Annotated in this window: 17 protein-coding genes; 11 read left to right on the forward strand and 6 right to left on the reverse strand. The window is 36.9% G+C overall.

Annotated elements, in window-relative coordinates:
- The first annotated feature begins 65 nt into the window (after positions 1-65).
- From K8089_RS03380 to K8089_RS03395, 4 genes are all read left to right on the forward strand, one after another.
- The gene (locus tag K8089_RS03380) at positions 66-1,604 is read left to right on the forward strand and encodes a DUF4270 domain-containing protein (protein WP_237601867.1); all 1,539 of its coding nucleotides are present in this window, start codon (positions 66-68) and stop codon (positions 1,602-1,604) included.
- 9 nt (positions 1,605-1,613) lie between these two features.
- Positions 1,614-3,461 (forward strand): glutamine--fructose-6-phosphate transaminase (isomerizing), encoded by a 1,848-nt coding sequence (gene glmS / locus K8089_RS03385; RefSeq protein WP_237601868.1) that lies wholly within the window; start codon positions 1,614-1,616, stop codon positions 3,459-3,461.
- 341 nt (positions 3,462-3,802) lie between these two features.
- Positions 3,803-5,308: a F0F1 ATP synthase subunit beta gene (atpD, locus tag K8089_RS03390; protein WP_237601869.1), complete on the forward strand. Its 1,506-nt coding sequence runs from the start codon at positions 3,803-3,805 to the stop codon at positions 5,306-5,308.
- Between the two features lie 74 nt (positions 5,309-5,382).
- Positions 5,383-5,658: a FoF1 ATP synthase subunit delta/epsilon gene (locus K8089_RS03395; RefSeq protein WP_237601870.1), complete on the forward strand. Its 276-nt coding sequence runs from the start codon at positions 5,383-5,385 to the stop codon at positions 5,656-5,658.
- Positions 5,659-5,720: 62 nt separating this feature from the next.
- Here K8089_RS03395 and K8089_RS03400 read toward each other — a convergent pair whose 3' ends face one another.
- On the reverse strand, positions 5,721-6,161 hold the full coding sequence (locus K8089_RS03400) for an MgtC/SapB family protein (protein ID WP_237601871.1): 441 nt from the start codon (positions 6,159-6,161) through the stop codon (positions 5,721-5,723).
- Between the two features lie 137 nt (positions 6,162-6,298).
- On the opposite strand from K8089_RS03400, the gene K8089_RS03405 reads away from it, so the two are divergent.
- Positions 6,299-7,153: a cupin-like domain-containing protein gene (locus tag K8089_RS03405; protein ID WP_237601872.1), complete on the forward strand. Its 855-nt coding sequence runs from the start codon at positions 6,299-6,301 to the stop codon at positions 7,151-7,153.
- 40 nt (positions 7,154-7,193) lie between these two features.
- On the forward strand, positions 7,194-7,709 hold the full coding sequence (locus tag K8089_RS03410) for a DUF6646 family protein (protein ID WP_237601873.1): 516 nt from the start codon (positions 7,194-7,196) through the stop codon (positions 7,707-7,709).
- Between the two features lie 107 nt (positions 7,710-7,816).
- Here the strand turns inward: K8089_RS03410 and K8089_RS03415 are convergent, their stop codons facing one another.
- The 5 genes from K8089_RS03415 to K8089_RS03435 form a co-directional block, all read right to left on the reverse strand.
- Positions 7,817-8,008, reverse strand: coding sequence for a helix-turn-helix transcriptional regulator (locus K8089_RS03415; RefSeq protein WP_237601874.1), 192 nt, complete (start codon positions 8,006-8,008; stop codon positions 7,817-7,819).
- Positions 8,005-8,418, reverse strand: coding sequence for a hypothetical protein (locus K8089_RS03420; protein ID WP_237601875.1), 414 nt, complete (start codon positions 8,416-8,418; stop codon positions 8,005-8,007). Before K8089_RS03420 ends, K8089_RS03415 begins: the two co-directional genes overlap by 4 nt.
- Before the next feature lie 93 nt (positions 8,419-8,511).
- A complete protein-coding gene (locus tag K8089_RS03425) occupies positions 8,512-8,988 on the reverse strand; it encodes a regulatory protein RecX (protein WP_237601876.1) in 477 nt (158 codons plus the stop codon).
- Between the two features lie 212 nt (positions 8,989-9,200).
- A complete protein-coding gene (locus K8089_RS03430) occupies positions 9,201-10,745 on the reverse strand; it encodes an Rne/Rng family ribonuclease (RefSeq protein ID WP_237601877.1) in 1,545 nt (514 codons plus the stop codon).
- Positions 10,746-11,100: 355 nt separating this feature from the next.
- Positions 11,101-11,391: an HU family DNA-binding protein gene (locus tag K8089_RS03435; protein ID WP_237601878.1), complete on the reverse strand. Its 291-nt coding sequence runs from the start codon at positions 11,389-11,391 to the stop codon at positions 11,101-11,103.
- Between the two features lie 127 nt (positions 11,392-11,518).
- Here K8089_RS03435 and mutY point away from each other — a divergent pair, with 127 nt between their 5' ends.
- From mutY to K8089_RS03460, 5 genes are all read left to right on the forward strand, one after another.
- Positions 11,519-12,583, forward strand: coding sequence for an A/G-specific adenine glycosylase (gene mutY, locus K8089_RS03440; protein WP_237601879.1), 1,065 nt, complete (start codon positions 11,519-11,521; stop codon positions 12,581-12,583).
- A gap of 110 nt (positions 12,584-12,693) precedes the next feature.
- A complete protein-coding gene (locus K8089_RS03445; RefSeq protein ID WP_237601880.1) occupies positions 12,694-13,146 on the forward strand; it encodes a single-stranded DNA-binding protein in 453 nt (150 codons plus the stop codon).
- Positions 13,147-13,188: 42 nt separating this feature from the next.
- Positions 13,189-14,520 (forward strand): gliding motility-associated protein GldE, encoded by a 1,332-nt coding sequence (locus K8089_RS03450; protein WP_237601881.1) that lies wholly within the window; start codon positions 13,189-13,191, stop codon positions 14,518-14,520.
- Complete coding sequence (gldD, locus tag K8089_RS03455; protein WP_237601882.1) at positions 14,510-15,073, forward strand: gliding motility lipoprotein GldD; 564 nt, start codon at positions 14,510-14,512, stop codon at positions 15,071-15,073. The genes K8089_RS03450 and gldD overlap by 11 nt, the downstream gene beginning before the upstream one ends.
- A gap of 90 nt (positions 15,074-15,163) precedes the next feature.
- Positions 15,164-15,622: a DUF4199 domain-containing protein gene (locus K8089_RS03460; RefSeq protein ID WP_237601883.1), complete on the forward strand. Its 459-nt coding sequence runs from the start codon at positions 15,164-15,166 to the stop codon at positions 15,620-15,622.
- Positions 15,623-15,812: the final 190 nt, after the last annotated feature.

Below are 15,812 nucleotides of genomic sequence, written 5' to 3' on the forward strand. Positions count from 1 at the left end.
ACACAACAACCAATTTAAACAACTTAGGCACAACCTATTTTCAAAAAAATAAACATTGTATGCAAATGAAAATCAATAACTTGTTGCCAATCGTTGGCGCTATTTTTTTTATAATTATTGCGTTTTCTTCCTGCCAGAAAGAAACCTCTCTTATTGGTTCTGAATTATTAGGAACAGAAATTCCGAATGGAATTCTAGACGACTCACAAACCGTTATATCATACAGCAGAAAAATGGGGCCCGTGCAGAGCAATAGATTACCTTCCTATCAATTTGGTGTTTACAACGACCCTGTTTACGGCAAATCTACAGTAGATTTATTGAGCCAGCTTACACTGGAAAGTAACGATCCTAAATTTGGAGACAGTGCTGTTGTAGATAGTGTATTTGTTTATTTGCCCTATTATAGTACCGAAACTACGGTGGACAGTGTTACCACTTACGAACTCGATTCAATATACGGGACCACACCAATAAACCTTTCAATATATCAATCAAAGTATTTTCTAAGAGAATACGATCCAGATTTTGGTTTTGAGGAATTTCAAAATTATTATTCAAATCAAGGCCCACTTTTTGAAGACTACAAAGGCGAAGAGCTTGCTACAGTAACCGATTTTATTCCCACAAAAAACGGCTATCTTTTTAATGAAGGTGAAGAAAACGAAATTAAAATCCCACCCGGATTACGCGTAAAATTAGACTCCACTTTCTTCCAAACCAATATAATTGATATGGAAGGAACTCCCGAATTGCGCAACAGCAACAACTTTAAAAACTTTTTAAGAGGTCTATATTTTGATGTAAATTCAACTACAGATAATGGAAGTCTTTTTATTTTTGATGCTTCCAAAGCTTTTGTCACGATTTATTACAACTTTAAAAATGATGATGATGAGCGCGAAAACGGCACTTTTAAATTAAATTTTAATGGAGGTATAAGTGTAAACACATTCACAAATCAACTTCCATCTCAAATAGAAACTGCAGTAGAAAATCCAAATATTGAAACCGGAAACGAAAACCTATATTTGCGTGGTGGCGATGGTATAATTTCGGTTATAGAACTCTTCGGAAAAGATAATGACAACAATGGAGTGGCAGATCAACTTGAAACACTTCGCGATAAAAAATGGCTCATTAACGAAGCGAATCTAATATTATATGTAAATCAAGATTTAATGGTTGGCGGCGCTACAGAACCCGAAAGAATTGTAATTTACGATTTAAAAAACAGCAATGTTTTGGCAGATTACAATCAAGACCCAACAGATGGTTTAGAACCTATTGATGCAATTACAAATCATTACGGCAAGTTGCAGAGAGGAAGCGATGGCAATGGCGAATATTATAAGTTAAAAATCACGAAGCACATTAGCAATTTAATAAATAATGACAGTACAAATGTGCCTTTAGGAATTGTGGTTTCACAAAACGTGCTTACCCGCACCACTCAAAAACTACTGAACCCAATGGAACCAAGTATTTCTGAAATTCCTTCAAGTACAGTTGTTTCTCCAGAAGGAACCATTCTCCACGGAAATGCATCGCCAAACCAAGAAAAGCGATTAAAACTTCAAATTTATTATACCGAACCAAATTAAAAGTAGAATATGTGTGGAATTGTAGGCTATATTGGCAAAAGAGAAGCATATCCAATAATTCTTAACGGATTAAAACGTTTAGAATACAGAGGCTATGACAGTGCTGGAATTGCACTTTTTGACGGCACAGACATTCAATTGTGCAAAACCAAAGGTAAAGTTGCAAGTCTAGAAGAGAAAGCAGAAAAAAACATTAACCGCACTGGTAATTTGGGCATAGGGCATACCCGATGGGCAACCCACGGAATTCCAAACGATGTAAACAGCCACCCACATTATTCTAACAGCGGCGACTTAGTTATAATACACAACGGTATAATTGAAAATTACGGCTCAATTAAAAAAGAGTTGCTGAACAGAGGCTACACTTTTAAGTCTGATACAGACACCGAAGTTTTAGTAAACCTTATTGAAGATATTCAAATTAAAGAAGACGTAAAACTTGGAAAAGCTGTGCAAATTGCTTTAAACCAAGTGGTAGGAGCTTACGCAATAGCACTTTTCGACAAAAAGAAACCTAACGAAATCGTAGTTGCAAAACTGGGCAGTCCATTAGCAATTGGTATTGGCGATGACGAGTTTTTTGTTGCCAGCGATGCTTCACCATTCATAGAATTCACAAACAATGCTATCTATTTAGAAGATGATGAAATGGCAATTATACGTCTAGGGCGCGATGTTAAAGTACGCAAAATAAAAGACGATATTGTTGTAGCTCCTTATATTCAAGAACTTCAACTTAATTTGGAGCAAATTGAAAAAGGCGGCTACGATCATTTTATGCTTAAAGAAATATTCGAGCAGCCTTCAGTTATTAAAGACACCTACCGAGGCAGATTACTCGCAGACCAAGGCATAGTGAGACTGGGCGGACTCGAAAATTATATAGAAAAATTTACAAACGCAGACCGCATTATAATTGTTGCTTGCGGAACCTCGTGGCACGCAGGCTTAGTTGCCGAATATATTTTTGAAGATTTAGTACGCATTCCAGTTGAGGTAGAATACGCTTCCGAATTCCGTTATCGCAATCCAATAATTTCAGAAAAAGATGTTGTAATTGCCATCTCTCAAAGTGGTGAAACAGCAGACACACTGGCCGCAATAAAACTTGCAAAGTCAAAAGGTGCTTTCGTTTACGGGGTTTGTAATGTAGTCGGCTCTACAATTTCCAGAGAAACGCACACTGGAACGTATACGCATGCGGGACCAGAAATTGGGGTTGCTTCTACAAAAGCATTTACCACACAAATAACGGTTTTAACAATGATGGCTTTGCGTTTGGCAAAAGCCAAAGGCACTATTAGCCAAAGCGATTTTATGCTTTACTTACGGGCATTGGAACTAATTCCTAATCAAGTTGAAGAGGCATTAAAAACGGACGATAAAATTACAGAAATCTCAGCCGTATTTAAAGATGCAAGAAACTTCCTTTACTTGGGAAGAGGTTACAACTTTCCAGTAGCTTTGGAAGGCGCTTTAAAACTAAAAGAAATTTCATACATTCACGCAGAAGGCTATCCAGCTGCCGAAATGAAGCACGGACCAATTGCTTTGATAGACGAACAGATGCCCGTTGTGGTTATTGCAATAAAAAGCGACCATTACGATAAAGTTGTAAGCAACATTCAAGAAATAAAAGCTAGAAAAGGAAAAATTATTGCCGTGGTTTCAAAAGGAGATACGGTGGTAAAAGAAATGGCAGATTACGTTATGGAAGTTCCACATACTACGGAAGCTCTAACGCCACTGTTAACTACCATTCCACTGCAATTGCTTTCTTACCATATTGCGGTAATGTTGGGCAGAAACGTAGATCAACCAAGAAATTTGGCGAAATCTGTTACTGTTGAATAGATACTTTTAAAGAAGAAAAATACAGTTTTAGAAATTATAAAACGGTTTAAGCTACCATGTAGATTAAACCGTTTTTGTTATTTGCTCATTTTGCTTCTGTTTTAAAATATTTCGCGCAAACTATCGAATTAACTACCGATAGACGTTTATTAATTAAAAGGATTAAGCCCTATTTTTACTATACTTAACCCGAATTAAAATCTTGATATCACGCTTTACAATGAACCCCAAATTTTTTAAACATTCCATTGCAATTATCATCCAGAAAAAACTATCTTTGCACCGTTCAAAATAGGGGTGGTTTTTTCGCCCTTAGATAACTATAAAATAAACAGTTACTCATGTCACAAAGCATAGGAAAAGTTGCACAGATTATTGGCCCGGTAGTTGACGTTGCGTTTGATAGCGGATCGGAACTTCCAAAAATATACGACTCATTAGAGGTAAACAACAATGGTAACCTTTTGGTTCTTGAAGTTCAATCGCACATTGGCGAGAGCATGGTTCGCACGATATCAATGGACTCTACTGACGGTTTAAACCGTGGTGTAGATGCTGTTGCCACTGGAGCCCCTATCCAAATGCCAATCGGCGATGCTGTTTACGGCCGTCTTTTCAACGTAATTGGCGATGCTATTGACGGTATTGGAAACCTGCCAAAAGCTGGCGATGCTGGACTTCCAATTCACCGCGAAGCTCCAAAATTTGAAGATCTTTCAACCTCTACCGAAGTTCTTTTTACAGGTATTAAAGTAATCGACCTTATTGAGCCTTATGCAAAAGGTGGAAAAATTGGTCTTTTTGGTGGTGCTGGTGTAGGTAAAACGGTACTTATTCAAGAGTTGATTAACAATATTGCGAAAGGCCACGGTGGTCTTTCAGTATTTGCGGGTGTGGGAGAACGTACGCGTGAAGGAAACGACTTACTACGTGAAATGCTTGAGTCTGGTATTATAAAATACGGAGACGACTTTATGCATTCAATGGAAAATGGTGGATGGGATCTTTCAAAAGTTGACAAAGCTGCAATGAAGGAATCTAAAGCTACTTTCGTATTCGGACAGATGAATGAGCCCCCTGGAGCACGTGCACGTGTTGCGCTTTCAGGTTTGACTATAGCTGAGTACTTCCGTGACGGAGCTGGCGAAGGTCAAGGGAAAGACGTTCTTTTCTTCGTAGATAATATTTTCCGTTTTACACAAGCAGGTTCTGAGGTTTCTGCACTACTTGGGCGTATGCCTTCTGCGGTGGGTTACCAGCCAACTTTGGCAACAGAGATGGGTGCGATGCAAGAACGTATTACTTCAACTAAAAGAGGTTCTATTACATCTGTACAGGCGGTTTACGTACCTGCGGATGACCTTACGGATCCAGCGCCTGCAACAACATTTGCTCACTTGGATGCTACAACGGTACTTTCGCGTAAAATTGCTGAGCTTGGTATTTATCCAGCGGTAGATCCATTGGATTCTACTTCACGAATTCTTACCGAAGCCATTCTTGGAAAAGAACACTATAGTTGTGCACAAAGAGTAAAAGAGCTTTTACAGCGTTATAAAGAATTACAAGATATTATCGCGATTCTTGGTATGGAAGAACTTTCTGAAGAAGATAAAATGGCAGTAGGCCGCGCACGTCGTGTCCAGCGTTTCCTTTCTCAGCCTTTCCATGTAGCAGAGCAGTTTACTGGTATTCCAGGAGTTTTGGTAGATATTAAAGAAACTATCAAAGGTTTCAACATGATTATGGACGGCGAATTAGATCACCTTCCAGAATCTGCCTTCAACCTTAAAGGAACCATTGAAGAAGCTATTGAAGCAGGAGAGAAAATGCTTGCTGAAGCTTAAAACAAGTTCAGAGTTATGAGTTATGAGTGCAGCGTTGCTCATAGCTCATAATTCATAATTCATAATTAAAAAGAATGTACTTAGAAATAGTAAACCCCGAAGCATCTCTAGTATCTGGTGAAGTAGAAAGCGTGACGGTTCCAGGCGTAGATGGAGAATTTCAAATGTTAAATAACCACGCTCCTATCGTTTCCGTTTTACAGGAAGGTAAAGTGAAATTTAAAGGAAACCCAACTATTGCTGAGGGTTTTCAGAATAAATTCAGCCAAGAAGATGGCAAATGGGTTCTTCATATTTCTGGAGGAACTGTTGAATGCAACAACAACCGTGTAATGGTTTTAGCAGATTAAGCTGAAGCAAATTTCAAAAAAATATAAAATCCCAAATTCCATTGTAATGGAGTTTGGGATTTTTATTTGGCAGTATTGTCATCATTCTTCTTTTTAATCTTAGAATCCAGTATGCCAAAAATAAAATTAACCACGACCACAATTACGGTAATAAGTACAAGTTCTAAATAAAGCCCAAAGGCCGCCAGACAACCAACAGCAGCGCTACACCAAATAGTTGCAGCCGTTGTGAGACCTTCAATAGTTTCTCCATTTCTTTTTAGAATTGTGCCAGCGCCCAAGAAACCTATTCCAATCACAACTTGGCTTAATACCCGCGTAATATCTGTGTAATCGCGATGGGCGTATTTTAAGGATATTAGCACATAAATGGCAGCTCCTAAAGCCACCAACATATTGGTTTTTAAACCCGCATGTTTCTTTTTATATTCCCGTTCAATTCCTATAAAAAATCCTGCTGTCAAGGCACAGAAAACTCGTATTGCAAAATCTGTAAATTCCATAATGTGGCAGTTTTTAGTTAGTTAAATAAAAATACTTCTAAAAGTAATACTTTCAGAAATCAAAATACTTAAAGTTATATTAATACCCCTTTCTCCAATTAAAAGAGATTCGTAGCTTTGTTTCAACCCAAAAGATTATGCAGTTACAGAAGATAAACAAGGTAAAAACTATTACCAAAGAAGATTTTCTAAAAAATTATTTTAAGCCCCAAAAGCCAGTTGTTATCGAGAGGTTTGTTGAGGACTGGCCCGCTGTTAGCAAATGGGACTTAGATTATATGGCGGAGGTTGCAGGAGATAAAACGGTGCCGCTTTACGACAACCGCCCCGTAAGCCATAAAGATGGTTTTAACGAGCCGCACGCCGAAATGAAAATGAAGGAATATGTTGAGCTGCTTAAAAAGGAACCCACCAAATACCGCATTTTTCTGTGGAATATTTTAAAGGAAGTGCCACAACTTCAAAAAGATTTCTCCTACCCTGATTTTGGACTGAAACTGATGAAAGGCTTACCAATGCTGTTTTTCGGCGGAAAAGATTCGTACACATTTATGCATTATGACATTGATTTGGCGAATATTTTTCACTTTCACTTTCAAGGAAAAAAAGAAGTGATTCTCTTTGACCAAAAACAGAATGATTATCTGTATAAAATTCCGCATTCCTTAATAACCCGAGAAGATATAGATTTTCATAACCCCGATTACGACAAATGGCCTGCACTAAAAAAAGCAAAAGGTTTCACCGCTAATTTAGAACACGGGAATGTTTTGTATATGCCCGAAGGCTATTGGCACTATATGCGCTACATTACGCCTGGTTTTTCTATGAGTTTACGCGCAATTGCCAGAAACCCTAAAAACCTAGCAAAAGCTGTTTATAACATTGCTATTATGCGGTATTTAGACCAGTTTATGCGAAAAATAAAAGGGCAAAAGTGGATTGATTGGAAAAACGAACAAGCCATCGTTCGCACTAATAAATCGTTGTAATTTCGTAATAAGTAGTATCTTTCTTTAAAATACCTTTATTATGAAATATTTCGTTGTAATAATTACCCTGCTGTGTTGTCACACTATTTTTTCGCAAGCTTATTCGGGAAAAGGCGATGTAAAATTTCAAATTGGTGCAAATCTTCAAGACAATGGCACCGGAATTACTGGGAGTTTAGACTTTGGCGTAGGTGAAAATATTTCACTCGGTATCGCTTCCGCATATCTTTTAGGAATTGATAAAGTAAGAAATACAGAAGGCAAAGATGTTCCTTTCGCTGAATTTAAAGATCGCTTTGACTTGAGAGTCCGCTTTAATGCAAACCTCGGAAATGTTTTAAATGTGAATGAAAATTTTGATGTGTACCCCGGTCTTTACGCAAGTTTAAAAAACTTTGGCGGCCATTTGGGAGCGCGCTATTTCTTTACAAGTGGTTTTGGGGTTTTTACCGAAATGAGCATCCCAATTTCAAAATACAACACAAATACGTTAACTCCTGCCGAAAAATTGCACAATCAGGTTTCATTAAATATTGGCGCTTCGTTCAATATTTAATGAGTAATGTGCGATTAAAAACAGATTATGACTGTATGAAACATTGGGTTTATCATCATTTCTCGATTACATATATTTAACCGCTGCTACAGACCGCGCCACTGTAGCTATCGGTCGAAAAAAATACTTTCAATAGGTAATTTAAATAACCTAGAAATTTTAAATGCCAGCGGCAAACTAGGGTCAAATTTTCCTTTTTCAATTGCATTTATAGTCTGGCGTGACACCTGTACTTTTATAGCAAGTTCGGCTTGGGTCATATTATGTTCTGCGCGAAGTACTTTTATTTTGTTCTTCATTTGTATCTATTTGTACCAACAAAAATTGCTATTATATACGTTAAGCCAATAAGCATCACTAAATGGGATATATCAGCATGAAAAGCAATAACATTTGCTTGATCTAACAAAGAATAACTCAAACCTCCAACTATACCAACGCCCAAAGCAACGGCCATAGCATCCATACTTACTTTTCTCTGCATTTCATCTAAGTTATTATTGTATTTTCTATTCATCAAAATCATTCCCACTCCTATTGCGGTGTTTATTGCTATAAATAAAATGGTTAATACAGTATTGTCTTTCCAAAAATATATGTGACCAAAGGAAGCAACAGCCATGGATACTACCCAAGCTGCGGCCCAGTAACCTAAATGTCTTGTATTTTTTTTTGTGGAAGTTCTCCACTCGCTTTGTTCTGTTTTCATAAGTAAAGTGAATTTGATTTTATGTAAAGTTTTATTTACACAAATATAAAAGAAATTCTTTTAATATGTCAAGTTTAGCTTACATTCTTTTTATTACTTTGAAAGTTCATTCACTTTTGCATAGACTAGCTCACTTTCCCATCCCCGATAAAAAAGATAGTCTGCCAGTTTTTTGCGTTTTCTCTGAAGATTTTCTTCTGAAGCCAATTGCTGCAATCGCTTTTCTGCCAAGACTTCAAAAGTTTTGTAGTATTCTGAATCTGGAATTTCCTTTAAAGCAATTTTAATATTAAATTTTGAAATTTCGCGACGTTTCAGCTCATTTATAATCCTGTTTCTTCCCCACTTTTTGGTTCTAAATTTTCCGCGGGCAAAAGCTTGTGCAAAGCGGGTTTCGTTTAAAAAATTGTGTCGTAGTAAATGATCAATTATTTCATCTATCGCCAAAGGAATCATCCGCATTTCATAGAGTTTTTGCTGAACTTCCTTATGGCAGCGTTCTTGGTAAACACAGTAGCGCTCCAACCGTCTTTTGGCTTCTTCAACTGTATATGTTTTGGGAGTATTCAATTATTTATAAATTGATTCATTTTCACTTTATGTTTACTTTTATATAGACAATTTAATGAAAATATAAACGTAAGAGGACGCAATGTTTCCCACAAAGTTCACAAAGAAATTTTTATAACCATTACAATCGTTATAAAAAATTAACCACTATTGACAGTAAGAAGAGTGCATAAAAAAACCTCTTTTGAAGTAGCCTTCAAAAGAGGTTTTGGTTATTTAATTAATTCACCATCTTTATCGTGAAAGTGATATTCGAGATACGTATACGCATCGCGAGGTTGAATTTTTATCCACTTTTTATGCTCCAAAAACCATTTGGTTCGCACACTTGGGAAACCTTTTGTTAAAAATGCAGCTATAAAAGGATGGGTATTAAGTGTAATCTTTTTATAGTCTTTTGTAAAAAGGCGCTTAACCTCTTCATTTATTCTATTTACAACAATGATAGGTGCTTCAATTTCTCCGTCAATCACATTACTGGGATTTTCTTCACGGGTTTTAATATTCATTTCTGGCCTAACACGTTGACGGGTTATTTGTATTAACCCAAACTTACTTGGTGGAAGTATTTTGTGTTTTGCTCTATCGTCTTTCATTTCATCGCGCAGGTGGTTGTATAGTTGTTTACGATGATTGGCATTGGCCAAATCAATAAAATCTACTACAATAATTCCTCCCATATCGCGCAACCTTAACTGTCTGGCCACCTCGGTAGCTGCAATTAAATTAACTTCTAGTGCAGTGCCTTCCTGTGTTTTTTGTTTGTTACTTCGGTTTCCGCTGTTCACGTCTATTACGTGCATTGCTTCCGTATGTTCAATAACCAAATAAGCTCCTTTGCTACCTGATACTGTTTTTCCGAAGGAAGTTTTAATCTGCCGATCGATGCCAAATTTTTCAAACATCGGAACATTGGAGTCATAGAACTTGACGATATTGTCTTTTTTTGGTGCAATTTCCTGCACATAATCTTTTATTTGCAAGTAAAGGGTTTCATCGTCAATATGTATTGCAGAAAATGAATCGTTGAACATATCACGGATGATAGAGGCTCCCCTGTTTAACTCGCTCAGCACTTTTGACGGGTGGTGCGCCCCTTGTAGCTTCTTACACATCGCCGTCCAGCGATCCATAAGGTTCTGTAAATCTTTGTCCAGTTCTGCTACTTTTTTGCCCTCGGCTACGGTACGAATAATAACGCCAAATCCTTTAGGTTTAATGCTTGTAATTAAGCGTTTTAACCTGTCTTTTTCTTCATTGGTTTCTATTTTTTGAGAAACAGAAACACGGTCTGAAAACGGAACCAAAACAATATATCTCCCGGCTATAGAAAGCTCGGAGCTTATACGTGGTCCTTTGGTGGATATGGGTTCTTTTACAATTTGAACCAAAATGGATTGATTGCTTTTTAAAGCATCGTTTAAGTTGCCATGCTTATCAATCTCCTTTTCGAATGGAAACTCTTTTAAGGAATAATCCTTTAGTTTTCCAGAGCTTACAGCTTTCACAAATTTTAATTGCGAAAGTATTTTTGGCCCGAGATCGTGATAGTGTAAAAAACCATCTTTCTCGTAGCCCACATTCACGAAGGCGGCGTTAAGCCCAGGAACTGTTTTACGTATTTTGGCAAGAAAAATGTCGCCTACGGTAAAATTATTATCCTCTTCTTCTTTGTGAAGCTCTATAAGTTTTCCATCTTTTAATAGGGCAAAATCAACTTCTTGTGAACCGGACCTAATAAATAATTCGTAGTTCACGTTACATTAATTTTGTTGCCCCGATCTCAAATCGGGACTAATTAAACAATATTTTTCACAGATTTTATGTAAAAATCCGGCGAAACTACACCCAACCAAAAGCCGGTGGTTGCAATCTCATTTTCAAAGAACGGTTTTTTGTTTGTTTTATTTGGAGAAGGCACCAAAACGATACCTTTTCCAAAACACTTTTAAAACAGAAAAAGTAGTTTAGAAACTACTTTTTCTTTTTGTGGCGGTTAGCGCGACGTCTTTTCTTGCGCTTGTGAGTCGCTACCTTATGTCTTTTTCTTTTTTTACCACTTGGCATACTAAAGTCTGTTTTAATGCCCCACTACAGTGGAACGGGTTAGTATTATTTTACGTCCACGTTCGTTTTTACACCTTCAACAAATACTTTTGCAGGTTTAAAAGCGGGAATATTGTGGGCTGGAATTTTAATAGTTGTATTTTTTGAAATGTTTCTTCCTGTTTTTTCCGCTCTTGTTTTAATTATAAAGCTTCCAAAACCTCTTAAATAAACATTATCGCCACCTTCTAAAGAGTTTTTTACCTCTTCCATAAAGGTTTCAACTGTAGCTTGTACTTCATTCTTTTCCATTCCTAGCCTTTCTGAAATCTTAGCTACGATATCTGCTTTCGTCATTATTATAAATTTTAATTAATTATTCTTTTCTAGATTTTTTTTAAGACCGCAAATATACATATTTTAAAATCAATAATTCAAACCTTAATCCTTTAAAATTTAATAGGATATAGATTAATTTTACCCAATGCCAAAAATAACCCCATATTTTTCCAAAAAGCTCATTGCGTGGTACATACAAAATAAACGCGAGCTGCCGTGGCGTAATACACTCAATCCCTACCATATATGGCTCTCCGAAATTATGCTGCAGCAAACCCGAGTTTCGCAAGGATTGCCCTACTTTTTGAAGTTTGTAGCCGCTTACCCAAAAATTGAAGATTTAGCAAATGCACCCGAAGACGAAGTTTTAAAACTTTGGCAAGGTTTGGGGTATTATTCGCGAGCCCGAAACCTGCACGCCACCGCAAAAATAATTTCTGAAGATATGCGTGGCGTTTTTCCAAACAACTACAAAGACCTGCTAAAGCTTAAGGGCGTGGGCGATTATACCGCCAGTGCCATTGCCAGCATCTCCTTCAATCAGCCCGAAGCCGTTGTGGACGGTAATGTATATCGTGTGCTTTCGCGCCATTTTAGTATTTCTACTCCTATTAATAGTACCACCGGACAAAAAGAATTTAAACAACTCGCGCAGCAATTAATAGATAAAGACCAGCCCGGTACTTTTAACCAAGCTATTATGGAATTTGGCGCGCGCTACTGTGTGCCGCAAAACCCAGATTGCGAAAACTGTATTTTTAATAATAGCTGCGTGGCATTTCAGCAGAACAAGGTGGCGGTGCTTCCGGTGAAAATAAAGACCAAACCCGTAAAAAAACGATTTTTCAATTATTTGGTTGTTCTTTCAGAAAACGAGCATACGGTACTGCAACAGCGAACTGGCAAAGGAATTTGGCAAAAATTATACGAATTTCCACTGATAGAAACTTCAGAAGAAATAAATCTATCTTCCTTAAAAAAACTGCCGCAATTTCAAACTTTTTCTGAAAAAATAAATATCGAAAATATTTCGCTTTTCAATGAAAAACCAGTAATTCACAAACTTTCGCATCAACATTTAAGCACGCGCTTTTGGATTGTTGAAACATTGGAAGACAAAGAAAATACAGTTCCCATTTCCGAAGTAAAAAACTACGCGGTTCCCGTTTTAATTGCCGATTTTGTTTCGGAGTTTTTTGAGAATTACTGAATTTTTGCAATATAATATCACTCTGTGAATTCAATTCATTTTAAAATTTAAAAATTCCGTATATTTAAAACGCAAAATCTACCTTTGCACAAATTGAAAAAACAATAATTATGAGTGGAACATTGAACAAAGTAATGTTGATTGGGCATACTGGCGATGATGTAAAAATGCATTATTTTGAAGGCGGAAACAGCTTGGGCCGTTTCCCGCTTGCTACCAACGAAACCTATACAAACAAACAGACAAACGAGCGGGTTACCAACACCGAATGGCACAATGTTGTAGTTAGAAATAAAGCTGCCGAAATCTGCGAAAAGTATTTGAAAAAAGGCGATTTGGTCTATATTGAAGGCCGCCTTAAAACACGCAAATGGCAGGACGACAAAGGCATGGATAGGTATAGCACAGAGGTTCACTGTTCAGATTTCACCTTTCTATCTCCAAAAGGCGACAGCAACAATAACGCTAGCAACAATACATCACAGAGTGCGCAAAAACCACAACCTACAACGGCACAAAACAACAATCAAGTTTCTGAAGAAGGGGACGATCTCCCTTTTTAATATTTAACTTGCTTGCCCGTAGGCAGGCTAAAACCCAATAACTTGGACACGGAACCCCCTGGTTTACTATATTTTTTTAATGTTTTGGATTTTTCCCAAATAACAAGCACCGTTTTACTGTTTGTTCTTTTAGCGTGTTCGGCCCTTATTTCGGGTGCCGAAGTGGCTTTCTTTTCATTAACTTCAACAGATTTTGAGACAAATGAAGAGAAATCTATCGCAAAAAAACTTGCAATTGCACAACGGCTATTAGCAAAGCCAAAAAAATTATTAGCCACTATTTTGGTAGCAAATAATTTTATAAACATCGCTATTGTACTGCTTTTTGAAGCGCTGAGTACTATCTGGTTTAGCAATTGGAACTATTCTTTAAACCTGCATTATTTTCAATTAAGTGTAGTGTTTCTTATAAAGGTAGTTTTGGTAACATTCCTGATATTGCTTTTTGGAGAAATTCTGCCAAAAATTTACGCCAATCGCAATAGAATTTCGTTCGCTGTTTTTATGGCGCAGCCGCTTAATGTTTTAGATACCCTGCTGTCACCAATAAGCACGCCAATGCGCTCGGCTACGTTGTATTTACACGATCGCTACGGCAAGCAAAAAACGAATATTAGCGTAGATCATCTTTCGCAGGCGCTCGAGCTCTCCAATCAAGATACTACTTTCGAGGAGCAGAAAATTCTACAAGGCATTGTAACCTTCGGCAACACAGATACCAAGCAGGTAATGAAAAACCGAATGGATATTTTTGCGCTTAACGAAGACCAAACATTTAAAGAGATATTGCCCGAAATTATTCAGCGTGGCTATTCGCGAATTCCTGTTTATAAAGACAGTATAGACCATATTTCGGGTATTTTATATGTAAAAGATTTAATTCCCTATACAGATCGAAAAAATCTGGATTGGAAAACCCTAAAACGCGAAGCCTATTTTGTGCCCGAAAACAAAAAGCTGGACGATTTGCTGAACGAATTCAAAGAAATGAAAATGCATCTCGCCATTGTTGTTGACGAATACGGCGGCACTAGCGGTTTAATTTCTTTGGAAGATATAATTGAAGAAATTGTAGGCGAAATAAGTGACGAATTTGACGATGAAGATTTAATTTTTTCAAAGTTAGACGACCATACTTTTGTTTTTGAAGGCAAAACACCGCTCAAGGATTTTTATAAAGTGATAAAATTAGAAAACCCAGAAATTTTTGAAGAAGAAAAAGGCGAAGCAGAAACACTTGCCGGTTTTCTTTTAGAAACTTCAAAAGGCTTTCCGAAGAAAAATGAAATAATATCTTTCCACAATTATGCGTTTACTATTGAAGCGTTTGAAGGCAAACGCATCAAACAAATAAAACTTACCATTGAAACTTAATAACTTCATATTTATTATTATTTCCAGTTTTTTCATCTTTATTTCCTGTGAAGATGATGTCTTGGTGAAGCCATCGGCTATGTTGCGTTTAGACTACCCAAAACCAGAATACCGTACAATTAACACAAACTGTCCCTATGCTTTTTCGGTAAATGAAATTACCACTCGGGTTCAAAAAAAGAACTGTGGCATAAATATCACGTACCCAAAAATGAAGGCCACACTGTATTTAACTTACCAAGACGTGCGGAATAACAATTTAGATTCACTGTTGCAAGATGCACAGAAATTGGCCTACGACCATACAATAAAGGCCAATAGCATCCCCGAGCAACCTTACATAAATCCAGACAAAAAAGTGTACGGTATGTTTTATATGATTAACGGTAATGCCGCAACCCAAGCAGAGTTTTACGTTACAGATAGCATCAATCACTTTTTAAACGGAGCTCTTTATTTTGATGCAAAACCAAACTTCGATTCCATTTATCCAGCCGTGGTTTACCTCCGTGAAGATATGCGCAAAATAATGGAAACAATTACGTGGAAATAGTTAAACGGCAGCTGAATATCAAAAAGTTAACAAACCATTTACAAATGGTTCAGCAACTTTTCGTAACTTTTGACTGTAAAATCAATAATTATGTTCAAAGTATATTCTCGATACGGCGTTTGGATTGCAATAGCTTTAATTGCATATTTCCTTCTTTTAAAATTAATAGGCTTTCACCAATATCCTGAGTTAAGCTCGATTAACGGATTAATTTTTGGATTTGGAATTTACATTGCAATGAAAAAATATGCCACAGCAGAAAATAACTTTAAATATGAAAAAGGCTTTGAAGTAGGCCTATTTACTGGCGGAATTGCCTCCATTCTGTTCACCATATTTATGGCTATTTATATGTATCAAATAGACACAGAATTTGCAGCAGGTATTATGGAGCGCTGGAATTTAGAATACAGCTTAGGAACATTAATGTTAATTCTCTCTGTTTTAATTATGAGTTTTGCAACTACCATAGTATTAACCCTAGCATTTATGCAACTTCTCAAAAAATCCTGGAACACCCAAGACGGAAAAAGACACACCATGAAATAAATGAAGTAGTCAGTGGTAAAAAAAGCATAACTGTTTCAATACTTGGGCAATTAGTTCTGAAAAGATTAAATAAAAACACTTTGCCGTTTCCTTTTTTAAAATTATATTTGCAGCCCCCTACGCAAACCTTGTTTGCTTCGGAGGCTAAAGCCGCCGCAAACGTTAGGGAAATTTAAGTTTAACTAATTTT

This window comes from Aequorivita vitellina, assembly GCF_022008365.1.
In the GTDB taxonomy this organism is placed as follows: Bacteria; Bacteroidota; Bacteroidia; order Flavobacteriales; family Flavobacteriaceae; genus Aequorivita; species Aequorivita vitellina.